The sequence below is a fragment of the Agrobacterium sp. genome (genome assembly GCF_059499945.1).
Genome location: NZ_JCABZP010000019.1, coordinates 12,989 through 34,736, shown reverse-complemented (window position 1 = coordinate 34,736; position 21,748 = coordinate 12,989). Strand labels below are relative to the sequence as shown.

Below are 21,748 nucleotides of genomic sequence, written 5' to 3'. Positions count from 1 at the left end.
GTTCGGGATGTGTTGGAGGGTGCGTCTCAATGCGAAAGCGGCCGAATAGCCGGATAAAGCGCGTGATAGCGCCGGTAAGCCTCCTCATAGGCACCGGCCAGATCAGCCACCGGCTCGATCGTCCGCGCCGTCTCCGGCTGCGAGCAGACCGCCACCGGATCGGTCCCCGTCGCGGCGATGAGGCCGAGGCGGGCGGCGCCGAAGGCCGCGCCGAAATCGCCCTCGGCCGGAATATCCACGGGCACACCGAGCGACGTGGCGATCGAGGCCAGCCAATAGGCCGAGCGCGAGCCGCCGCCGATGGCGGTGACGCGGGAAATCGAGGTGCCGGCCGATTTCAGCGCTTCGAGATTGTCCCTGATCGCGAAGGTAACGCCTTCCAGCACGGCCTGCGTCAGCGCCTTGCGGTCACTTTCATGCGAAAGGCCGATGAAGGAACCGCGGATGGCGGCGTCGTTATGCGGTGTGCGCTCGCCGGAAAGGTAGGGCGCAAAGGTAACGCCGGTCGGCGCAAGAAGCGCCTCGCCCAGCTCACCGGTCAGATCGGCGGCGGATTGCCCGGTGAGGCGCGAATACCAGTTCAGCGCATCCGTCGCGGAAAGGATGACGCCCATCTGGTGCCAGGTGTTGGGCAGCGCGTGGCAGAAGGCATGCACGGCGCTTTCAGGCTTCGGCAGATAGGACGCATTGGCGGCGAAAAGCACACCTGACGTGCCGAGCGACACGAAGGCATGGCCTTCCTTCACCGTGCCCATGCCGCAGGCGGAAGCCGCATTGTCACCCGCCCCGCCGGCAACGACGGCACGGCCGGAAATGCCCCATTCGGAAGCAAGTTCGGCGCGCAGCACACCCGCCTCATCCGTGCCCTCCACCAGCGAAGGCATGTGCTTTTCATCCAGCCCGGTGGCGGCGAGCAGTTCGGAAGACCACTTGCGCGCGCCGGTATCGAGCCAGGAGGTGCCGGCGGAGTCAGACATTTCCGAGATGTATTCGCCGGTCAGCCACAGACGCAGATAATCCTTCGGCAGCAATACCTTGGCCACTTTCGCGAAGATATCGGGTTCGTTCTTCGCCACCCAGGCAAGCTTCGGCGCGGTGAAGCCGGGGAAAACGATGTTGCCGGTGATCTTGCGGAAACGCGGATCGGCATCCAGCGCGGCGGCCTCGGCGTGAGAACGCGTGTCGTTCCACAGGATGCAGGGGCGCAGCACCTTGCCATCAGCATCAACAAGCGTTGCGCCATGCATCTGGCCGGAAAGGCCTATGCCCTTGACGGCGCCAAGCTCTTTCGCAAACTTCTGCTTCAGGCCGGCAACGGCTGTTCTGGTCGCGGCAATCCAGTCCGCCGGGTCCTGTTCGGACCAGCCGTGATGCGGGCGCGAAACGTCCAGCGAGCCGTTGGCCGAGCCGATGATTTTCTGATCGCCGTCCATCAGCAGGGCTTTGACGCCTGAAGTGCCAAGATCGAGACCGAGATACATGTATTTCTCCATTCCGGCGCGCCATGCGCCGCTTTCAGCGTTTTTTAAAAGTCGCCGCATTTCCGGACGGAAAACCGGCGGCCACTTTTCCTGGAAATGCTCTCGTCAGGGCAGATTGTCCCTGAGGAATATGTCGATACGGATCCGTTCCTGCGCGGCGATGACGGGCAGGCCATCGGCACGCGCCTTCAACACGCGGATGGCGCTGCGCACCTCGTGGCCGGCATCCTGGTTGAGCACGGCATCCAGCAGCCCTTCCCGCAGCGCATTGGCGGTGTTTTCCGTCAGTTCATGGGCGATGACCGAAAGCGCTCTTTCGCCATCTGCGGCCCCAAGCGCCCGGATGAGGCCGCGATTACCCGCACCGAGGCTATAGATGCCTGACAGTGAGGCGTTGCCGAGCGCCTCGCGCACCAGCGTCTCGACGGTCAGCGGATCGTCCCTGCCCTCCAGCACCGGCAACAGCCGCAGCTGGGGAAATTCGGATTCGATCACGGCGCGAAATCCTTCCAGACGCTCGCGGTGGTCGCGCACCAGCATGGAGCCGGCAACAACAGCGACATCGCCGCCGCGTCCGGAGAGGAAACGCCCCATCAGGCTGGCCGCCGTGCGCCCGGCCGCGACGTTGTCCACACCGGCATAATGATCGCGCCGCGAACCGGAGAGATCGGAGACCAGTGTCACCGTGGCGATGCCGTCTTCCGCCAGCCGGTCGGCGGCCTCAGCCACATCCTCGGAATCGGTGGCGACGAAGGCGACGCCCGAGGGTTTTTCCCGGCGCGCAACTTCCAGAGCTTCCGTCAGTGCCCCGGCATTAAACGGCGGCACCTCGATGACACGGATGGCCGTGCGCTCCAGATGGGAACGGCTGGCGGCAGCCCGCACCTCGGCGCGCAGGGTCGCCATGAAGGAATTGTCATTGCCGGGCAGGATGAAGATCATCGAGTAATTGCGGCCCTTGGCCAGATTGGCGGCCGCGATATCGCGCACATAACCCAGCTCGGCAATGGCCGCTTCCACCCGTGCCCGCGTTGCCGCATGCACGCCGGGGCGCATGTTCAGCACCCGGTCGATGGTGGCGAGACTGACGCCCGCGCGCTCGGCGATATCGTGAACTGTAGGCTTCATGGCTCCTCCCTCCCCCTTGCATATCCAGCTTTGCAGCCGTCGTAAATCGAAAAATGATGTACGTACCTCACAATTCATCAAATGGCTGCGGAATATCAAGAGCGGCATGCGCTGCGGCTAATAAAGGGTCCGCCGGTAGTCCTGCTCCAGCTGCTCGTCCATCTTCTGCATCTCATCCCCGTTCGTCGGCGCACCTGTCGTCTCATCAAGAATGATCTTGATAAGCGAGGGCATTTCCGACCGGACCTGGAAATGTGCGGGATCCCACAGGTGGGAGCGCCTGAACGCCTTGGCGCAATGCATGAAAACCTCGTCCACCTCTACGACGATGGCAAGTTTTGGGGTGCGATCCGCAATGCTCATGAGCTTCAGGATCTCGGGATCATTGCTCAGTGTCGCGCGCCCGTTCACCCGCAGGGTGTCGTCGAAACCGGGCACGATGAACAACAGCCCGATAACAGGATTGGCGATGATATTGCTGAGGGTATCGAGGCGATTATTGCCCGGCCGGTCCGGGATCGCCAGGGTGCGGGCGTCGAGAACCTTTACAAAGCCCGCCGGATCGCCGCGGGGGCTGACATCGGCCTTTCCTTCGAGATTCTGGGTGCCGATGCAGAGAAACGGCGAACGCCTTATGAATTCCTGCGCATGTTCGCCGAGCCTGTCCTGACACTTCTGTACCGCCAGGGCATGTGTCGGCTCGAACAGCCCGCGAAGCGACTGCTCATCCGTGATCGCAAAGTCTGGATTGAGTTCCAAGGCCATCATGATCTCCCCCTCTGAACTGCCCCCGCCCAAGCGGCCGAAATCCGGGTCAGCCGTCCTCCCGGCCCCGTTTTCGCTCCCTCTCAAGCGTATTTGAGGTACGTACCTCAAGAATTGATATACATGGCTTGCCCGCTGCGATCAACAGGAGGAATCGGGATTTTCGGTAGGATATAAAAAAGGGGCCGTCATTTCCGACGGCCCCAGCTCTGCGGTGGATGGGAGGGGATTGTTATCAGTGCGCCGCGTCTGGCGGCGGCGCTGCCTTGGGTTTCTGGATCAGCACGGTCATGAAGATCAGGCTGGAGAACAAAATCGTCAGTGCGAAGAACACATCCGCGAAGGCCAAAATCCAGGCCTGCTGCGAGACCATGCCGACCATTTTCTTGACGGCGACGGAAGCGCCGTCCAGCCCGTAGGAATCATAGTTGGCGCCGACATTGTTCAGCCATTCCAGCGCCTGCGGGTTGGAGTAGCTGATATGTTCGGCCAGCCGCACATAATGGTCGTCGGTGCGCTGCGACAGCATGGTGTTGATGACGGCAAGACCGACGGCGCCGCCGAGGTTACGGGTGAGGTTGAACAGGCCGGACGCGTTGCGGATACGGGCCGGCGGCAAGGTGCCGAGCGCGATGTTGTTGATCGGCACCATGCACATCATCAGGCCGAAACCGCGCAGGATCTGTGGGATCAGCAGCTCGTAAAAGTCCCAGTCTGTCGTCACATGCGTCATGATCCATGTGCCGCAGCCGAAGCTGATGAAGCCGATCGCCATCATCGCCCGCGGATCGAGCTTGGTCGAAACCTTGCCGGCAATCGGCGCGGTGAAGAACATCGCAAGACCTGAGACGAACATGGTCTCGCCGATCATCAGCGCATCGTAACCCCTCACCCGGCCAAGATAGAGCGGGTAGAGATAGGTCAGGCCGTAAAGCCCGATGCCCATGACGAAGGAGAAAAGCGAGCCGATGGAGAAGTTTCGGTCCGCAAAGGCGCGGATGTCAACCACCGGGAATTCCACCTTGAAGGCACGCCAGAAGAAGACCACCGCGCCGATGACCATGGCGACGGAGCCCAAAACGATATGCTCGTCGTTGAACCAGTCCTTGTTGTTGCCCTCTTCCAGCACATATTCCAGCGAGCCGAGGAAGACCGCCATGGAGATCAGCCCCCACCAGTCGAACTTCTTCCAGAGCGAGTGCTCCGGCTTGTCGAAATCAATGAGGCTCCAGGTCAGGATGGTGACGATGATGCCGGGAATGATGTTGACGAGGAACAGCCAGTGCCAGGAAAAGGCATTGGAAAGATAACCGCCGACCGTCGGACCGATTGTGGGTGCAAGCGTCGCGACCAGACCGATGATCGGCGAGACGACCGAGCGTTTCGATGGCGGGAAGATCGTGAAGGCGGCAGCAAAGACGGACGGGATCATGCCGCCGCCGATAAAGCCCTGGATCGCGCGATAGACGATCATCTGGTCGATATTGGTGGCGGTGGCGCAGAGCGCGCTCGATATGGTGAAGCCCGCCGCGCAGGTGGCGAAGAGCACGCGCGTGGAGAGAATGCGCGCCAGCGTGCCCGAAAGCGGGATCATGATCACTTCGGCGATCAGATAGGAGGTCTGCACCCAGGCGATCTCGTCCGAGCCGGCGCCGAGGCCGGCCTGGATTTCCGCCAGCGAGGCGGAAACGATCTGAATGTCGAGAATGGACATGAACATGCCGAAGACCATCGCGAAGAACGCGATGAGCCTGCGCCTGTCCATCGGGGGATCGGCGGGGATGGACGCCCCGCCCGTACCGACAACCGTAGCCGCCATGATCTTGCCCTCAACGGTGCGTCAAAGACGCGCCTTACTTGGCTTCCGGGTTGACTTGCGCCGTTCTGGTGGTTTCCGGCGCCGTGCGGGTATCGACATCGACAACGACGCTGAGGCCGGCGCGGAGATTGTGCTTTTCAAGGTCTTCCTTGGAGAAGACGATACGAACAGGCACGCGCTGGATGACCTTGGTGAAATTACCCGTCGCATTTTCCGGCGGCAGCATGGAGAAGACCGAGCCCGAACCGGGCGAGATCGACTGCACTGTGCCTTCGATCGTCGCGTCGTCAAAGGCGTCGACATGCACGCGCACCTTCGAACCGGGCACGACGCGGGCAAGCTGCGTTTCCTTGAAATTGGCGTCGATATAAAGCTCGTTCATCGGCACCAGCGAAGCCAGACGCTTGCCGACCGACACCAGATCACCGTTCTGCACACCGAGATTGCCGATGACGCCGTCATAAGGCGCCTTCAGAACCGTGAAGGCCAGATCGCGGGCAGCCTTGTCCTTGGAAAGCTGCAGCGAACGGATGGTGCTTTCGGCTTCCTCGCGCTGGGCGCGCAGAAGCTCGACATTGGCCTTGGCCGACGCAATCGCCGCCTCGCCCGCCACGACATTCGCCCTGGCCTGATCGAGCGCGACCTGGGCGCTGTCGGAAGCGGCAACCGTGCCGACATCCTTCGCCTGCAGCTCGCTGGCGCGCTTCTGGGTGATTTCCGCGCCGCGAAGGGCGGCATCCAGCGCACCCTTCTGGGCAACGGCCTGTTCCTGCGCGGCTTCGCCGCCGATGATCTGCGCGTCGATACGCTTCAGCGACAGTTCCTCGGTGCGGATCTGGGCTTCGGCCTGTTCCAGAGCGATGCGATAATCGCCATCATCAAGCGTCACCAGCGGGTCACCCGCCTTGACTTCCTGGTTCTCGACCACGTTCACCTTGGCGACGTAACCGGCAACCTTCGGCGCTATGACGGCGATATCACCTTCGATATAGGCGTCATCCGTCGACACCATGAAGCGGCCGTCGACCCACCAGTTGTAACCATACCAGCCGGCGCCGGCGAGAATGGCAAGGGCGAAGACCGGCAGAAGCGGCGAACGCTTCTTGGCCTTCGGCGCTGCAACGGTCTGGGCCGGCTGCTGCGGCGCGGCCTCGGCCGGCTTTGCGGGAGAGGTCTCGGCCTTGGCAGAGATATCCGCCTCTTCCGCATCGTTGACGGCGCGAACCGCGCTATTCTTCTGGGCCGACATGAGAATGTACCGTGATAAATTGAAGAAAGTTTTTCGAACTGAACCGTTCGGTTCGATTGACATAATCTCTTTCCTGACACATATCAAGTGTTATCGAACCGATTGGTTCGACGTTCGGTTAATTTTTTTACGTCATTACGATGCTAAGAGGCGGCAGTGATGGCAGGTGAAGACAGGGATATGGAGACGGAAACGGAAACGGGTTGTCCGGGCAATACCGCCGGGCGTTTTGCGGCGGGCGAAGACCCGGCCAAACGCGACCAGATTCTGGCCGGCGCCTGGCGCGTGTTCAAGCGCAAGGGCTTCGACGCCGCCAGCATGAACGACATCACCCGGGAAGCGGGCGTTTCCAAGGGCACGATCTATGTCTACTTCTCCAACAAGGAAGATTTGTTCGTTGCGCTCGTCGACCATCACCGCAACGAATTCGCCACCTCCATGCGCCATATTCTTGAGGGCACCGAGGAGGTACGCGAGGGGCTGGAACAGTTCGGCAAGGCTTTTGCCAACAAGATGATCTGTTCCGACATGATCCCCGCCATGCGCTCGGTGATCGGCGTCATCGATCGCATGCCGAAGCTGGCGCAGCGTTTTTTCCTCTCCGCGCCGAACAATGTGCGCACGGTGCTGCTGGATTTCATCGAACATCAGGTCAAGATCGGCCATCTGAAGGTGGATGACCCCGAGTTGGCCGCCCGGCAATATATCGAGCTTTCCACAGGCACCTTCTTCAAGCTGCGCCTGTTCGGGGAACTCGAAGGCCCGGTTCCCGAAGAGGAACTGGACCGGATAATCGGCAGCGCCGTCAATGTGTTCATGGCTGCCTACGGAACTGACAAGGCCTGAAATCATTCAGCAACGGGCGACCGGACCGGCAACGGGACAGTGCCCGATGCGCGGTTTGCGCGAAATTTCGATGAAATCTTGCCCATCACAGGGGCGGTCTCCTTGTTTCTCGCGTATTGCGCTATAAATTCCACCCACCGAATGTTTCGGGTGGCCTTGTTGCTGAAAGGAAAAATTCCCTGATGGAGTCCGTTCTCCCTCTTCTGTCCGACCCCGCCGCCTGGGTGGCGCTCGTCACCCTGATCGTCATGGAGGTCGTGCTTGGTATCGACAACCTGATCTTCATCTCGATCCTCACCAACAAGCTGCCGCCTGAACAGCGCGAAAAAGCCCGCAAGATCGGCATCGGCCTTGCGCTCGTCATGCGGCTTGGCCTGCTCGGCACCGTCGCGTGGATCGTGCAGCTGACCACCCCGGTCTTCGAGCTCTTCGGCCACGCCTTCTCATGGAAGGACATGATCCTCATCGCCGGCGGTCTTTTCCTGATGTGGAAGGCCACCAAGGAAATCCACCACAATGTCGACCCGGAAGACCACAAGGAAGACATGGTCGGCGGCCCTGTAGGCATGAATTTCGGCGCCGCCATCGGCCAGATCCTGCTGCTCGACCTCGTCTTCTCGGTGGACAGCATCATCACCGCCGTTGGCATGACGCCGCATCTGCCGATCATGATCGTCGCTGTCATCGTCGCCGTCACCGTCATGCTTTTGGCCGCAACGCCGCTTGCCAACTTCATCGAGCGCAACCCCACCATCGTCATGCTGGCGCTCGCCTTCCTGATGATGATCGGCACGACACTGATTGCCGAAGGCATGGGCTTCCACGTTCCCAAGGGCTACGTTTATGCCGCCATGGCGTTTTCGGCGCTGGTGGAACTGCTCAATATGCTGGCCCGCAATGCGCGGCGTCGAAAGAAGGCGGAGGCCGCCGGCGACGTGCATTGATGTTGCCGTGACGTTTCCCTGATTTTCCGAGGCCCGTTTGCAGACGGGTCTCGGATTGAGGAAGGACCGCTCCTCATACTCCACGTCATCCTCGGCTCAAGGCCGAGGATGACGGAAAGCTTTAGGCCGATAGGCGGCCATCCAAAGCCTTCCGCGCGAAGCAGGCTTCCACCAATCGTACTCTTTATTTCCGTCCGGAACCTCAAAGCCGCGGCTTGCGTTTCAATGCATCCTCGCCTTACGCCCGGCGACGGCGCGTTTTTCTCCTTCGAAAGCAAACAGGCAGCATGACAACCGACCAGATCCTCGCCTTCACCGTGATCGCCGGCATGATGGTCGCGTTCATCTGGGACAGGCTGCGTTACGATGTCGTCGCCTGCAGCGCATTGCTGGTGGCGGTGGCGGTGGGGGTTGTGCCTTTCGAGAAGGCTTTCTCCGGTTTTTCGGATGATATCGTCATCATCGTCGGCAGCGCGCTGATCGTCAGTTCGGCCGTGGCGCGCTCCGGCATCGTGGATATGACGATCAAGAAATATTTTCCCGAAATGCACTCCAAGAGCCTGCAGCTTGCCTTCCTGATGATCGTCGTCGCCGTCATGTCGGCCTTCATCAAGAATATCGGCGCGCTCGCCATCATGATGCCGGTCGCTTTCCAGTTTGCCCGCAAATCCGGCAGCCCCGTTTCCTATTATCTGATGCCCATGGCCTTTGCCGCACTTCTGGGCGGGCTGATGACGCAGATCGGCACCTCGCCCAACATCGTCATCTCGCGGCTGCGCGAGGAGATGACCGGGCAGAGCTTTTCGATGTTCGACTTCACCCCCGTCGGCGCGGGACTGACAGTCATCGGCATCATCTTCCTGACTTTCGGTTATCGCCTTCTGCCGGTCCGCAACCGCCAGCAGGCATCGGTGGAGGATATTCTCGACCAGTCGGCCTATACCGCCGAAGCGACGCTGCCCGCCGACAGCACCTATGCGGACAAGCCGCTGCGCGAATTGCTCAAACAGGCCGATGGCGACGTCATCGCCAGCACCATCCTGCGCGGGCCGAGACGCATCTCCCCCTTCCCCGATGTGAAGCTCAAGGCCGGGGACACCGTGCTTCTCGAAGGCAGCCCGGAAGGGCTTGACCGCATCGTCTCGCAGGCAAAGCTGCTGCTGTCAGGCAAGCCGCTGATGGAGAACGGCCAGAAGACCGTCGATCTCATTTCCATGGAAGCGGTCATCAGCAATGAATCGGTGCTGAGCGGCATTTCGGCGCGCGAGCTTTCGCTCTCCTATACGCGCGGCGTCAATCTGATCGCCGTCAACCGCCGCGGCCAGCGCGTCAGCCAGCGGCTCTCCGAGCTGACATTGCAGGCGGGGGACGTCATTCTTTTGCAGGGCAGCCGCAAGAACCTGCCGCAGGTCCTGCAGGAATTTTCGCTCTTGCCACTGGCGCAGCGGGAAATCCTGCTTGGAGTGCAGCGCCGCGCGCTGCTACCCGTCATCGTGCTCGCCGCCGCCATGATCGCCGCCGGCAGCGGACTGGTGCCGGTCTCAGTCGCATTCTTCGCCGCCGCCTTCCTGATGATCCTCGTCGGCGCGATCCCGCTCACAGAGGTCTATAAATCCATCGACGGGCCGATCCTCGTCATGCTCGCCGCCCTCATTCCCGTCAGCGACAGTCTGCGCACCAGCGGGGCGAGCGAACTGATCGCCGCCTGGCTCGGCCATGCCGCACAGGGATTGCCGCCGTTTGCGGCGCTCGGCATGATCCTGCTCACCGCCATGGCGGTCACGCCCTTTCTCAACAATGCCGCAACCGTGCTGGTCATGGCCCCCATCGCCGCCGGTTTCGCCACTACACTCGGCTTCAGGCCGGAAGCCTTCCTGATGGCGGTGGCGATCGGCGCGGGCTGCGATTTTCTCACCCCCATCGGCCACCAGTGCAACACGCTGGTGATGGGCCCCGGCGGTTACCGCTTCAGCGACTACCCGCGCCTCGGCCTGCCGCTGTCGATCATGATCGTCATCGCCAGCATTCCGATGCTGCTTTACGTCTGGCCGGTTTCCTGAAACTTTTCGAGGAAAAGCGCGGCATCCTTGCATCGCAGCAATGCGTTGAGGCAAGACGGTAAATATCCTTATTTCCTTGACGCCTGCGGCATAATATGGCCTAAGCCGATGCCGAACGGAAATGTGCAAAAGCGCGCGCGACACGCGCCTTTCCGCATGATTTCCTGCCGCATTCAAACGAAAACTCCGTGATATAAGGGCGACTTCGCCCCCATGTCACTGCCACGTCACGACGAGTGAATTTCATGACCACTTCCGGCGTTCGCGTCCGCATTGCACCTTCCCCCACCGGCGAGCCCCATGTCGGCACCGCTTACATCGCGCTGTTCAATTACCTCTTCGCCAAAAAACATGGCGGCGAGTTCATCCTGCGCATCGAGGATACCGACGCCACCCGCTCGACGCTGGAATATGAGCAGAAGGTGCTCGAGGCGCTGCGCTGGACCGGCCTCACCTGGTCGGAAGGCCCTGACGTCGGCGGTCCTTACGGTCCCTATCGCCAGTCCGAGCGCAAGCCGATGTACTGGCCCTATGCTGAAGAGCTGCTGGAAAAAGGCCATGCCTTCCGCTGTTTCTGCACGCCCGAGCGGCTGGAGCAGATGCGCGAGGCACAGCGCGCGGCCGGCAAGCCGCCGAAATATGACGGCCTTTGCCTCCACCTGAAGGCCGAGGAAGTGACCGCCCGCGTCGCCGCCGGCGAAGCCAACGTCGTGCGCATGAAGATCCCGACCGAAGGTTCGTGCGATTTCCATGACGGCGTTTACGGCGATGTCTCGATCCCGTGGGATTCGGTCGACATGCAGGTGCTGATCAAGGCCGACGGCATGCCGACCTATCACATGGCAAACGTCATCGACGACCATCTGATGAAGATCACCCATGTGGCGCGCGGCGAGGAATGGCTGGCCTCCGTGCCCAAGCACATCCTGCTTTACCGTTATTTCGGCTGGGAGCAGCCGGTGTTCATGCATCTTTCGCTGATGCGCAACGCCGACAAGTCGAAGCTCTCCAAGCGCAAGAACCCGACCTCGATCTCCTATTACTCCGCTCTCGGCTACCTGCCGGAAGCGCTGATGAACTTCCTCGGCCTGTTCTTCATCCAGATCGCTGAAGGCGAAGAGCTTTTGACCATGGAAGAACTGGCGGCGAAGTTCGACCCGGAAGCGTTGTCCAAGGCCGGCGCCATCTTCGATATCCAGAAGCTGGACTGGCTGAACGGCCGCTGGCTGCGCGAGAAGCTCACACCGGAAGAATTCATTGCCCGCACGCTGGAATGGGCGATGGAGAATGCACGCCTGACCGAAGGCCTGAAGCTTGCGCAGAGCCGCATTTCCAAGCTCGGCGAATTGCCCAACCTTGCAGGCTTCCTGTTGGCAAGCGATGCCGGCCTGACGCCGGCCTCCTTTGCGGGCCTGAAGAGCAAGCCGGAGGAAATCCACGAAATCCTCACCACCGTTGCCGTTGATCTGGAAACAATGCCGGACTGGAATGTAGAAGCGATCGAGGCCGAACTGCGCGATGTCGCCGAACGCACAGGCAAGAAGCTGCGCGTCGTGACGCCGCCGCTTTTTGTCGCCATGTCCGGTTCTTCGCGTTCGCTGCCGCTGTTTGACAGTATGGCGCTGCTCGGCCGCTCCGTGGTGCGCCAGCGGCTGAAGGCGGCGATTGCCGTTGTGGCCACGATGGTTGGCAGCGGAACGTAAGACAAAGCGGCGAGGCTTTTGATTGTCGGCCCCGCTCATCAACGGTCGTCATCCTCGGGTTTGACCCGAGGATCCACGCCGGTTTCGATGAGTTCCGACAGGACGACGTACCGCCTGGAGAATGGATCCTCGGGTCAAGCCCGAGGATGACGGATGTGGAAAGTGTGGGCGCATTTGGCGACCGCAGCAGCAAACAGAACAATGTGCCCATAAAGGCGAAGAACAATGAACGACAAGACAACCGAAACCACCGCCCTTTCCTCCGACGCGACAGAAGTGCGCCGCCAGAAACTTGCGCTGCTGCGCGAGCAGATCGGCGACGTTTATCCGGCGCATTTCCACCGCACGCTGACCAATGCGGAGCTGGCGGAAAAATATGCCGATATCGAAGCCGACGTCGAAACCGGCGACACGGTGACGGTGGCGGGCCGCGTTTATTCCTCGCGCAATTCCGGCATGTTCATGGATATCCATGACGCCTCCGGCAAGGTGCAGATCTTCTCCCACAAGGATACGACGCCGGAAGCGGCGCGCAATCTGCTGCCGATGATCGACATCGGCGACATCATCGGCGTGACCGGCAAGGTGCGCCGCACCAAGCGCGGCGAGCTGACGATCAACGCCGAAGAAATCACCATGCTGACCAAGTCGCTGCTGCCGATGCCGGAGAAGTGGCATGGCGTTTCCGATATCGAGCTGCGTTACCGCAAGCGCCATCTCGATATTCTCGCCAACGAGGAATCCAAGCTGCGCTTCCTGCAGCGCTCGAAGATCCTGTCCGGCATTCGCCGTTTCATGGAGGCCGAAGGCTTCCTCGAAGTGGAAACGCCGATGCTGCAGACAGTTTACGGCGGTGCGACGGCCGATCCGTTCAAGACCTTCCACAACACGCTGAAGATGGACATGTATCTGCGCATCGCGCCGGAACTGTTCCTGAAGCGCACGCTGGTATCAGGCCTTTCCGACAAGGTATTCGAAATCAACCGCAACTTCCGCAACGAAGGCGTTTCCACAAGGCACAATCCTGAATTCACCATGATGGAGTGCTATTGGGCCTATGCCGACTACGAAGACATCATGGGTCTCGTAGAGCGTCTGTTCGAGACGCTGGCGATTGCCCTGCACGGCACGACCGAGGTGGAATTCCAGGGCCAGACAATTTCCTTCAAGGGTCCGTTCAAGCGCGTGCCCATGCCTGATGCGGTGAAGGAAGCGACCGGCATCGACTTCCTTGCGATCGAGACTGACGAGGAAGCCCGCGCCGCCGCCAAGGCTGCCGGTTTTGCCGTCGAGAAGGACTGGACCTGGGGCGAATGCCTTGCCTTCATCTTCGAAGAGAAGGTTGAAGGTACGCTTATCCAACCGAGCCACGTCACGCATTTCCCGAAGGATATCTCGCCCTTCGCCAAGGAAGTGCCGGGCGAACCGCGCCTCGTTGAGCGTTTTGAGAGCTATTGCAACGCCTGGGAAGTGGGCAATGCCTTCTCCGAACTCAACGATCCCGAAGAGCAGCGCCGCCGCATGGTGGAGCAGCTTGAGCAGGCCCATGCCCGCGGTGAAAAGGACAAGCAGCTGGACGACGAATTCCTCGACGCCATCGATCAGGGCATGCCACCCGCCGGCGGCCTCGGCATCGGTGTTGATCGCCTGATCATGCTCCTGACCAACGCCCCCTCGATCCGCGACGTCATCCTTTTCCCGGCCCGCCGCAACAAGGCGGACTGATCGGACGAAACCCGGGGGCGGCCTCGCGGCCGCCTGCCGCTCCCCGATTGTCTCGCTGGTGGCGAAGGGGACGTATTTTCTCGACGTCATCCTCGGGCCTGTGCCGAGGACCTAATCACGTCCAATAAAGTCAATCCGTTGCAGATCCTCGGGACAGGCCCGAGGATGACGCCGGAGTGTGTGGCGAGGCTTCGCCCCGTTTGCTGTCGGTTTTCCTCTCCCTACATAGACACGGCAAGTAACTATCCGTCCATCCGTGAGCGGATCGAATAAATTCATATAACTTTTAGTAGAATATACTAGCGATATCGCCTCAACTTGTGATACCCATTCCGCATCATTCGCATTGTGTTTGACGGCTTTCGATCAACGGCCGCCGGGGGAGATACGCATGCCCGAGAATGAGCTTCCCAGATACCAGCCCGATATGTTCGCAACACCTGAAAAGGAATGCGACGTGGTGATGAAGGGCGGCATCACCTCCGGTGTCGTTTATCCCTATGCGGTTCTGGAACTGGCGCGCCGATACCGTTTCCGCTCGATTGGCGGCACATCGGCCGGGGCGATTGCCGCCGCTTTCGCGGCTGCGGCGGAATATTCCCGCACAGTCAGGAAAGATCCTGACGGGTTCACCCGCCTGCAGGCCCATTGCGACACGATACCCACTATTCTGGACAGGCTTTTCCAGCCGGAGCGCCGTTTTCGCCCCCTGATGCGTTATCTGCTGTGGGCGCAGGCCGGTGGCTGGCCGGGCAAGGTTTTGGGCTTGCCCATGGCTTTTCCGCTGGCAGCCATAGCAGGCATTGTCATCGGCGCCGGCATCTTGTGGGCTCTGGGTGGCGGTTGCGCCGGGTCCATTCTCGGCGGGCTGGTGGGCATGCTGGCCGGCATCCTTGGCCAGATGCTGTGGCTGGTTTTTCACCGGTTGCCGAAGGACGGCTTCGGCTTCTGTTCAGGACTGACGGTTTCCGATCGGGAGGTTCCGGGCCTGACGGAATGGCTGCATGCCTCGATCCAGGACATCGCTTTCGGCAGCGACGCTGCGACAGCGCCGCCGCTGACCTTCGGCGATCTCATTGGCGCGGAGCCGGAGAAGCCGGTCATAAATCTGAAGATGGTCACGACGAACCTGTCGATGCGGCGGCCGCACACGCTTCCGACCACGAATCTCATGGTGGCTTACGACCCGAAGGAATGGAGCCAGTTGTTTCCCGCTGGCGTGATGGACTGGCTGAAGCAGATCGCGACACCGGGCGGCCCCTTTCCTGAACTCAAGGCTTTTCCGGAGCCCGCCCAGCTGCCCGTCATCATCGCAACACGCATGAGCCTGAGTTTCCCGGTCCTGTTCAAGGCCATTCCGGCCTATACCAATGATCGCGGCACGCTGGATATCGTGCGACGCATCAGCGGCGACGCACGGCCCGTCATGAAGGCGAAAATCTGGTTCTCCGATGGCGGCATCAGCAGCAACTTTCCCATTCATCTTTTCGACGCCCTGCTTCCGTCGCGGCCGACCTTCGCCCTCAGCCTTGACGAATTGCCGAAATCCATCGCCGGCAGCATGAAGCGCGTCACCATCCCGCAGGCGGCTGGCGAAGGGATAGGCGTGCCCGTTCACAAGATGGAAAAAATGAGCGGCTTCCTGGGCAGCATCCTCAGTTCGGCGAAAGACTGGCAGGACCAGTCCCTCGCCACCATGCCCGGCCAAAGGGAGCGCATCGCCCGCGTTTTCCTCAATGAGGAGGAAGGCGGGCTAAACCTGACGATGCCGCCGGAACGCTCGGCAAAACTGATGAGCTACGGCCTTGAGGTCGGATCGCTTTTTGCAAATGGCGCGCTGGATTTCGACGAGCATCGCTGGCGACGGACGCTTGTTGCCTATGATCGGCTGGAAGACGCGGTGTTTGCGACTGAGCGTCTGTGGAGCGAAGGCAAATATGAAGAATGGCTGACGGGTTACATTGACGAGATCAAAAGCTACGAAGCCGTGACAAAGGGTGAGCGGGAAAAGCTGATCGCCCGAATTGCCGCCTTTGCCGCCCTGTCGCAGAGTTTCTCTCCGGCAATCGTCAACAAGCGCAAGAAATTTCCAAATCCGGCTGGCCGTCTGCGGATCGGACCCGATATCTGACGCGACTGGGGCAAGGTCGCCGGAAGGTTTCTCCGAGAACCGCCCTCGCCCGCTTAGTGGCTTGCGGCCTTTTTCTCCGCACCCGGTTCTTCCGCGGGCGCATTTTCGGTCGCCGGCTTCTCTTCCGCCGCCTGTGCGGTCGTCGAGCCTTTTCCGAAGATCAGCGATTTCAGGTAGGACAGGCTGAAGATGCTGCCGCCATCGGCTTCCGGTGTCGAGGTCAGAAGTTCATCGGTGGTGGGTTCGCCATGCGCTTCGGGAGACGGGGTTTCGCCATGGGTTTCCGCACCGGCGCCGCCTTCCTTGGTTTCCGCCGGCGCGCCGCCGTGGCCGCCTGCGCCATCATCCTTGGTTTCGCCGTGGCCCGTCGCGCTCTTTGCGGGTTTTGCGTCGTGGCCTTCAGAGCCGGCATCCAGAGCCGGGGTCGCACAATCTGCTGAATCGCTGAGGCTTGCCGCCAGCGCTTCGGTATCTTCCAGCGGCAAATCGATGCGCAGCCCGTAAAATTGCCCGGCGCCGTTTGCCACGCCATCGTAATAAAAAGCCGAATAACGCCGCGCCTCCGCACCCTCAGGGATTTTGGCGAGGTCCGGAATGAAAACCACCTGTGCGGCAATGGCGCGGCCGCGCATTTCCGAGCGCAGCTGCGGACCGTTCTTGTCGAGCACGGAGACCTGAACCAGATCGGGTTTCTGCTTGTCGTAAACCGCCTGGGCGACGCGCAGTGCGGTCTTCAGCCGCTCTGTGCCATCACCGCCCTGGGTACGAATGAATTTACGGACCCATAAAGAACCGTTCTTGCGAATGTTGACTGTCTGGACCGCGTCGCAGGAGAGCCCGTTGGTGGAAGCGTAGGATGGACCAAGCAGCCGATCGCTGCCGATGAATACGGCAGCAGAACCGGTCGCACCCGCCAAAAGCAGGATCCCGCCTCCAATCATAACGAGCTTGCGCGAAAACCGCATTCGTCCGAATACAGCTTTCACCCGCAACATCCTGACATCAAGTACCCCGTCTTACGCCCTCATCCCAAAACGTGGCTCGATGGATGAGGAACACACGCGGGACAAGCTACGGACCACGCTGTCCGAGCCCTGCGATAGTGCCGCTTTCTCATTGAAAAAAGTTTAATCCCACTGGCGCGTCGCCGGCAAAAACGCACCATTTTCAGACATTCTTGAAATCCACTAATTTGCGAATGATTTGCAATAGCGTTGACAAGGGTGATTTTATAACAGATGGTATTGCGAATTAATCGCAACAAAATCTGGTGAGCCCCGTGAACTTTCAAAAAATCCGGCATGCAGTTTTCGCCTTCTCGCTTTTTCTCCCCGGTGCGGCCCTTGCCCAGGAAAAACCTGTTGTCGTGACGACCTTCACCATCATCGCGGATATGGCGCGCAACGTGGCGGGCGATGCGGCCGAGGTGGAAAGCATCACCAAGCCGGGTGCGGAAATTCACAATTACCAGCCGACGCCGCGCGATATTCTCAAAGCCCGCAAGGCCGATCTGGTGCTTCGCAACGGCCTCAATCTGGAATTGTGGTTCGAGAAGTTCCTGGTCAACCTTTCCGGCGTGCCGAGCGTGACGGTGAGCGAGGGCGTGAAACCCATGGCCATCAGCGGCGGGGCATACCAGGGAAAGCCCAATCCGCACGCCTGGATGTCGCCCGATAACGCCTTGATCTACGTGGAAAATATCCGCAAGGGCCTGACGGATATCGACCCCGCCCATGCCGATGTCTATGCCGCCAATGCAAAGGCCTATTCGGACAAGATCAAGGCCACCGTGCAGCCGATCCGCGACACGCTTTCCGTCCTGCCTGAAAACAAGCGCTGGTTGGTAACGAGCGAAGGCGCTTTTTCTTATCTCGCCCGTGATTTCGGCCTGAAGGAACTGTTCCTGTGGCCGGTCAATGCCGACAGCCAGGGCACACCGCAGCAGGTTCGCGGCGTGATCGACGCCATGCGCGAGCACAATATCAACGTCATCTTCAGCGAAAGCACGGTTTCCGCCGATCCCGCCCAGCAGGTGGCCAAGGAAACCGGTGCGGCCTATGGCGGCATTCTTTATGTGGATTCGCTGAGCGAAGCCGATGGTCCGGTTCCGACCTATCTCGACCTCCTGCGCGTGACGAGCGAAACCATCGCCAAGGGGCTGTCTTCATGAGAATGGGCAGTAAAAAATCAGGCGGCGGCCTGACGGTTCAAAATGCGACAGTGACCTATCGAAACGGCCACACCGCATTAAGAAATGCCAGCTTTTCCATCCCCCGCGGAACGATCACTGCACTTGTCGGCGTCAATGGCGCCGGCAAGTCCACGATTTTCAAGGCGATCATGGGTTTCGTGCCTTTGGCCGCCGGTTCCGTCTCTATCTTCGAACTACCGGTGAAGGAAGCGCTCAGGAAAAACCTTGTCGCCTACGTACCGCAGGCCGAGGAGGTGGACTGGAGCTTTCCGGTGCTGGTGGAGGATGTGGTGATGATGGGCCGTTACGGCCATATGAATTTCCTGCGCATCCCCTCGAAACGCGACCACCAGATGGTGGAAGAGGCGCTGAAACGCGTCAACATGCTCGATTATCGCAAGCGCCAGATCGGCGAACTCTCGGGCGGGCAGAAGAAGCGGGTGTTTCTGGCCCGCGCGCTGGCACAGGAGGGTCAGGTGATCCTGCTGGACGAGCCTTTCACCGGTGTCGACGTGACAACGGAAGAGCAGATCGTCACGCTTCTGAAGGCGCTGCGCGACGAGGGCCGGGTCATGCTGGTCTCCACCCATAATCTCGGCAGCGTGCCGGAATTCTGTGACCGCGCCGTCTTCGTCAAGGGCACGGTTCTGGCATCGGGCAAGACGGCGGATACCTTCAACGAGGAGAACCTGCAAAAGGCCTTTGGCGGCAGCCTGCGCCACTTCGTGCTTGGCGGGGCCGACCTGCATAACGACGCCGATCCGCGGCGGGTGAAGGTCATTACCGATGATGAGCGGCCCTTTGTGATCTACGGCAAGAACGGCCAGAACGGGCACGATCCTGAGGCTCCGAAAGAAAAAGTCGATGATAAACAGCCTTCTTGAGCCCTTCACCTATGGTTATATGCTGAACGCCATCTGGGTCAGCGCACTGGTGGGCGGCGTCTGCGGTTTTCTCTCGGCCTATCTGATGCTGAAGGGCTGGTCGCTGATCGGCGATGCTCTTTCCCATGCCATCGTTCCCGGCGTTGCGGGCGCCTATATGCTGGGCCTGCCCTTTTCGCTCGGTGCGTTCCTTTCCGGCGGGCTTGCGGCCGGCTCCATGCTGTTCCTGAACCAGAAGACGCGGCTGAAGGAAGACGCGATCATCGGGCTGATCTTTATCTCGTTTTTCGGGCTCGGGCTGTTCATGGTGTCGCTCTCGCCCACCTCGGTGAATATCCAGACCATCGTGCTCGGCAATATTCTCGCGATCACCACCGAAGACACGATCCAGCTGGCGCTGATCGGCGGTATCAGCCTCATCGTGCTGGCGCTGAAATGGCGTGACTTCATGGTGGTGTTCTTCGATGAGAACCACGCCCGCACCGTGGGGCTGAAACCGGAAGTGCTGAAGGTGATCTTCTTCACCCTGCTGGCCGCCTCCACGGTTGCCGCCCTTCAGACGGTTGGAGCCTTCCTCGTCGTTGCCATGGTGGTAACGCCGGGCGCCACTGCCTATCTCTTGACCGACCGTTTCGAGCGGCTGATCCTGATGAGCCTGATCATCGGCGCGGCCACCAGCTTCGTCGGTGCTTACCTCAGCTATTTCCTCGATGGTGCGACCGGCGGCGTCATCGTCGTGCTGCAGACGGCAATCTTCCTTGCCGCCTTCGTTTTTGCGCCCAAACACGGGCTTCTCGCATCGCGTGCCAAGGCCCGCAAGGCGCTGGAGGAAACGCCATGAGCGAATATCTCGAACTCGCCATCCTGCCGTTTCAATTGCCCTTCATGCAATATGCCTTCGTGATCACGCTGATGATCGCGGTGCCTATGGCGATGCTCTCCTGTTTTCTGGTGCTGAAGGGCTGGTCGCTGATGGGCGATGCGGTTTCCCATGCGGTGCTGCCCGGCGTGGTGGTGGCCTATATTGTCGGCATCCCGCTTTCCATCGGCGCGTTCATCGCCGGCATGATCTGTGCGCTCGGCACCGGTTTCATCAAGGAAAACAGCCGCATCAAGGAAGACACGGTGCTCGGCATCGTCTTTTCCGGCATGTTCGGGCTGGGGCTGGTGCTTTATGTGAAGGTGCAGAGCGACGTGCATCTCGATCACATCCTCTTCGGCGACATGCTCGGCATTGCGCCCTCAGACATGCTGGAGACGGGCCTGATCGCGCTTTTCGCCACGCTGTTTCTCGGTATCCTGCGCAAGGACCTGCTGGTCAACGCCTTCGATGCGCAGCACGCCAAAGCCATCGGCCTGCCGGTGCGTATCCTGCATTACGGCCTGCTGATGGTTCTGTCGCTGACCGTGGTTGGTGCGCTGAAGGCGGTGGGCATCATCCTCTCGGTCGCGATGCTGGTGGCGCCGGGCGCTATCGCCTTCCTGCTGACCCGGCGCTTTTCCGCCATGCTGCTGGTGGCCATGGCGGTGGCGGTCGCCTCATCGCTTTCGGGCATATGGCTGAGCTTCCTGATCGACAGTGCGCCGGCCCCCACCATCGTCATGTTCATGAGCCTTGCTTTCGTTGCCACCTTCATCCGCACCACCTGGAAGGCCCGGCGGATCGACGCGGCGGGGGAAACAGGCTTCTAAAACAACGATTTTTGCGGGCGTGTGGAACATTTTCCCCTTTTGCGCGTCATTTTACTGAGCCAGTCGCGGGGCGGCGGGCTCGGGAAAATTATGCAAAAGGGGAAGCACCATGCTGAAGTGGGCTCTTATTTTCTTTGTCATTTCTTTGATCGCAGGCGTGTTCGGCTTTACTGGCATTTCGGCAGCCGCGGCGGGCGTGGCCCGTATCCTGTTCTTCATCGCCGTGGTGATCTTCCTGGTCTTCCTCGTGCTTGCACTGATGGCCGGAAGCGCCGTCGTCTGAATGAAAAAAGGCGACCGGGTTTTACGCCGGTCGCCTCTCCTCTCTCCCGTAACGGAATTCAGCCAGTCCAGCCGCCATCGATCACATGGATCTGGCCGGTGGTGAAGCCTGCCTCATCAGAAGCAAGATAGGTGACGAGTGCCGCGATTTCTTCCGGCGTGGCGATACGGCCCATCGGCTGGCGGGCGATGAAATCGGCGAGCGCCTGTTCGTAGTTGCCGGTGGCGCGCAGGCGGTCATGCAAGGACGGGCTGTCGACCGTGCCGGGGCAGATGGCGTTGCAGCGGATGCCCTTGGTGACGAAGTCAGCGGCAATAGCCTTTGTCAGGCCCACCACGGCAGCTTTCGAGGCGGTATAGGCGAAACGGTTCGGCACGCCCTTCACGCTTGATGCAACCGAGGACATGTTGACGATCGCGCCCTTGCCCTTTTCCAGCATGCCGGGCAGGAAGGCGCGGCAGGTGCGATACATGGCCTTGGCGTTGAGATCGAAGGAGAAATCCCAGTCCTTCTCTTCGCAGTCCAGAATGGTGCCGGAATGAACGAAGCCGGCGCAGTTGAACAGCACATCCGCATGGCCGATATCGGCAGCGAAATCCTTGACGCCATCGCCATCAAGCACGTTCAGAACCCGGGTTTCCGCGCCCTTGAGCGTGGAAAGCGCCTGCTCGTTGATATCAGTGGCGATGACGCGCGCGCCGAGCGAGATGAACCGCTCCGCCGTCGCCCGGCCGATACCCTGACCGGCGGCGGTGATCACCACTGTCCGGCCGTTAAAATCCTGCACCATGAATAGCCTCCCGCTAAGGCGCGCCCGCCCTTCGGGGACCGGACCGCTGAATTTCGA

General features: G+C 60.6%; 18 protein-coding genes. 11 read left to right on the top strand and 7 right to left on the bottom strand.

The genetic code is table 11. From position 1 onward, the window contains the following. Positions 1-26: 26 nt before the first annotated feature. The 5 genes from xylB to AC5I5B_RS21665 all read right to left on the bottom strand — a co-directional run bounded on the left by xylB (position 27) and on the right by AC5I5B_RS21665 (position 6,442). Positions 27-1,481: a xylulokinase gene (gene xylB / locus AC5I5B_RS21685; RefSeq protein WP_080867271.1), complete on the bottom strand. Its 1,455-nt coding sequence runs from the start codon at positions 1,479-1,481 to the stop codon at positions 27-29. Between the two features lie 105 nt (positions 1,482-1,586). Further along, a complete protein-coding gene (locus AC5I5B_RS21680; RefSeq protein ID WP_020812095.1) occupies positions 1,587-2,609 on the bottom strand; it encodes a LacI family DNA-binding transcriptional regulator in 1,023 nt (340 codons plus the stop codon). 117 nt (positions 2,610-2,726) lie between these two features. Further along, positions 2,727-3,377 carry a pyridoxamine 5'-phosphate oxidase family protein gene (locus AC5I5B_RS21675; RefSeq protein ID WP_174055138.1) on the bottom strand — a complete coding sequence of 217 codons (651 nt, stop codon included), beginning with the start codon at positions 3,375-3,377 and terminating at the stop codon, positions 2,727-2,729. A gap of 232 nt (positions 3,378-3,609) precedes the next feature. Continuing rightward, positions 3,610-5,193: a DHA2 family efflux MFS transporter permease subunit gene (locus tag AC5I5B_RS21670; RefSeq protein ID WP_003505432.1), complete on the bottom strand. Its 1,584-nt coding sequence runs from the start codon at positions 5,191-5,193 to the stop codon at positions 3,610-3,612. 34 nt (positions 5,194-5,227) lie between these two features. Then, complete coding sequence (locus AC5I5B_RS21665; protein WP_112489033.1) at positions 5,228-6,442, bottom strand: HlyD family secretion protein; 1,215 nt, start codon at positions 6,440-6,442, stop codon at positions 5,228-5,230. Between the two features lie 159 nt (positions 6,443-6,601). Between AC5I5B_RS21665 and AC5I5B_RS21660 the strand changes: the two genes are divergently transcribed. The 6 genes from AC5I5B_RS21660 to AC5I5B_RS21635 all read left to right on the top strand — a co-directional run bounded on the left by AC5I5B_RS21660 (position 6,602) and on the right by AC5I5B_RS21635 (position 15,851). Continuing rightward, positions 6,602-7,288 (top strand): TetR/AcrR family transcriptional regulator, encoded by a 687-nt coding sequence (locus tag AC5I5B_RS21660; protein ID WP_087746755.1) that lies wholly within the window; start codon positions 6,602-6,604, stop codon positions 7,286-7,288. Between the two features lie 182 nt (positions 7,289-7,470). Next, a complete protein-coding gene (locus AC5I5B_RS21655) occupies positions 7,471-8,232 on the top strand; it encodes a TerC family protein (RefSeq protein ID WP_020812092.1) in 762 nt (253 codons plus the stop codon). 287 nt (positions 8,233-8,519) lie between these two features. After that, on the top strand, positions 8,520-10,292 hold the full coding sequence (locus AC5I5B_RS21650; protein ID WP_099087096.1) for an SLC13 family permease: 1,773 nt from the start codon (positions 8,520-8,522) through the stop codon (positions 10,290-10,292). Between the two features lie 245 nt (positions 10,293-10,537). After that, entirely contained in the window at positions 10,538-11,995 is a 1,458-nt protein-coding gene (gene gltX / locus AC5I5B_RS21645) for a glutamate--tRNA ligase (RefSeq protein WP_111793159.1), read from the top strand. A gap of 225 nt (positions 11,996-12,220) precedes the next feature. Beyond that, positions 12,221-13,720 (top strand): lysine--tRNA ligase, encoded by a 1,500-nt coding sequence (gene lysS / locus AC5I5B_RS21640; protein WP_174055137.1) that lies wholly within the window; start codon positions 12,221-12,223, stop codon positions 13,718-13,720. 427 nt (positions 13,721-14,147) lie between these two features. Continuing rightward, positions 14,148-15,851 carry a patatin-like phospholipase family protein gene (locus tag AC5I5B_RS21635; RefSeq protein ID WP_411955849.1) on the top strand — a complete coding sequence of 568 codons (1,704 nt, stop codon included), beginning with the start codon at positions 14,148-14,150 and terminating at the stop codon, positions 15,849-15,851. A 53-nt stretch (positions 15,852-15,904) separates the two neighbouring features. Here AC5I5B_RS21635 and AC5I5B_RS21630 read toward each other — a convergent pair whose 3' ends face one another. Beyond that, positions 15,905-16,816, bottom strand: coding sequence for a hypothetical protein (locus AC5I5B_RS21630; protein WP_174055149.1), 912 nt, complete (start codon positions 16,814-16,816; stop codon positions 15,905-15,907). Positions 16,817-17,130: 314 nt separating this feature from the next. On the opposite strand from AC5I5B_RS21630, the gene AC5I5B_RS21625 reads away from it, so the two are divergent. From AC5I5B_RS21625 to AC5I5B_RS21605, 5 genes are all read left to right on the top strand, one after another. Next, the gene (locus tag AC5I5B_RS21625) at positions 17,131-18,021 is read left to right on the top strand and encodes a metal ABC transporter substrate-binding protein (protein WP_003505422.1); all 891 of its coding nucleotides are present in this window, start codon (positions 17,131-17,133) and stop codon (positions 18,019-18,021) included. Continuing rightward, positions 18,018-18,926 carry a manganese/iron ABC transporter ATP-binding protein gene (locus AC5I5B_RS21620; protein ID WP_162722791.1) on the top strand — a complete coding sequence of 303 codons (909 nt, stop codon included), beginning with the start codon at positions 18,018-18,020 and terminating at the stop codon, positions 18,924-18,926. The genes AC5I5B_RS21625 and AC5I5B_RS21620 overlap by 4 nt, the downstream gene beginning before the upstream one ends. Continuing rightward, positions 18,907-19,767, top strand: a complete 861-nt coding sequence (locus tag AC5I5B_RS21615; RefSeq protein ID WP_174055136.1) for a metal ABC transporter permease — start codon at positions 18,907-18,909, stop codon at positions 19,765-19,767. Before AC5I5B_RS21620 ends, AC5I5B_RS21615 begins: the two co-directional genes overlap by 20 nt. Continuing rightward, positions 19,764-20,618 (top strand): metal ABC transporter permease, encoded by an 855-nt coding sequence (locus tag AC5I5B_RS21610; protein ID WP_107676899.1) that lies wholly within the window; start codon positions 19,764-19,766, stop codon positions 20,616-20,618. The genes AC5I5B_RS21615 and AC5I5B_RS21610 overlap by 4 nt, the downstream gene beginning before the upstream one ends. A 109-nt stretch (positions 20,619-20,727) precedes the next feature. Further along, on the top strand, positions 20,728-20,901 hold the full coding sequence (locus AC5I5B_RS21605) for a DUF1328 domain-containing protein (protein WP_003499086.1): 174 nt from the start codon (positions 20,728-20,730) through the stop codon (positions 20,899-20,901). 58 nt (positions 20,902-20,959) lie between these two features. Here the strand turns inward: AC5I5B_RS21605 and AC5I5B_RS21600 are convergent, their stop codons facing one another. Further along, on the bottom strand, positions 20,960-21,691 hold the full coding sequence (locus tag AC5I5B_RS21600) for an SDR family oxidoreductase (protein ID WP_003499083.1): 732 nt from the start codon (positions 21,689-21,691) through the stop codon (positions 20,960-20,962). Positions 21,692-21,748 lie beyond the last annotated feature (57 nt).

Bases quoted from the DNA above. Each gene is read 5' to 3' on its own strand.
- xylB (WP_080867271.1), bottom strand. From the start codon at position 1,481: ATGTATCTCGGTCTCGATCTTGGCACTTCAGGCGTCAAAGCCCTGCTG.
- AC5I5B_RS21680 (WP_020812095.1), bottom strand. From the start codon at position 2,609: ATGAAGCCTACAGTTCACGATATCGCCGAGCGCGCGGGCGTCAGTCTC.
- AC5I5B_RS21675 (WP_174055138.1), bottom strand. From the start codon at position 3,377: ATGATGGCCTTGGAACTCAATCCAGACTTTGCGATCACGGATGAGCAG.
- AC5I5B_RS21670 (WP_003505432.1), bottom strand. From the start codon at position 5,193: ATGGCGGCTACGGTTGTCGGTACGGGCGGGGCGTCCATCCCCGCCGAT.
- AC5I5B_RS21665 (WP_112489033.1), bottom strand. From the start codon at position 6,442: ATGTCGGCCCAGAAGAATAGCGCGGTTCGCGCCGTCAACGATGCGGAA.
- AC5I5B_RS21660 (WP_087746755.1), top strand. From the start codon at position 6,602: ATGGCAGGTGAAGACAGGGATATGGAGACGGAAACGGAAACGGGTTGT.
- AC5I5B_RS21655 (WP_020812092.1), top strand. From the start codon at position 7,471: ATGGAGTCCGTTCTCCCTCTTCTGTCCGACCCCGCCGCCTGGGTGGCG.
- AC5I5B_RS21650 (WP_099087096.1), top strand. From the start codon at position 8,520: ATGACAACCGACCAGATCCTCGCCTTCACCGTGATCGCCGGCATGATG.
- gltX (WP_111793159.1), top strand. From the start codon at position 10,538: ATGACCACTTCCGGCGTTCGCGTCCGCATTGCACCTTCCCCCACCGGC.
- lysS (WP_174055137.1), top strand. From the start codon at position 12,221: ATGAACGACAAGACAACCGAAACCACCGCCCTTTCCTCCGACGCGACA.
- AC5I5B_RS21635 (WP_411955849.1), top strand. From the start codon at position 14,148: ATGTTCGCAACACCTGAAAAGGAATGCGACGTGGTGATGAAGGGCGGC.
- AC5I5B_RS21630 (WP_174055149.1), bottom strand. From the start codon at position 16,816: ATGCGGTTTTCGCGCAAGCTCGTTATGATTGGAGGCGGGATCCTGCTT.
- AC5I5B_RS21620 (WP_162722791.1), top strand. From the start codon at position 18,018: ATGAGAATGGGCAGTAAAAAATCAGGCGGCGGCCTGACGGTTCAAAAT.
- AC5I5B_RS21615 (WP_174055136.1), top strand. From the start codon at position 18,907: ATGATAAACAGCCTTCTTGAGCCCTTCACCTATGGTTATATGCTGAAC.
- AC5I5B_RS21610 (WP_107676899.1), top strand. From the start codon at position 19,764: ATGAGCGAATATCTCGAACTCGCCATCCTGCCGTTTCAATTGCCCTTC.
- AC5I5B_RS21605 (WP_003499086.1), top strand. From the start codon at position 20,728: ATGCTGAAGTGGGCTCTTATTTTCTTTGTCATTTCTTTGATCGCAGGC.
- AC5I5B_RS21600 (WP_003499083.1), bottom strand. From the start codon at position 21,691: ATGGTGCAGGATTTTAACGGCCGGACAGTGGTGATCACCGCCGCCGGT.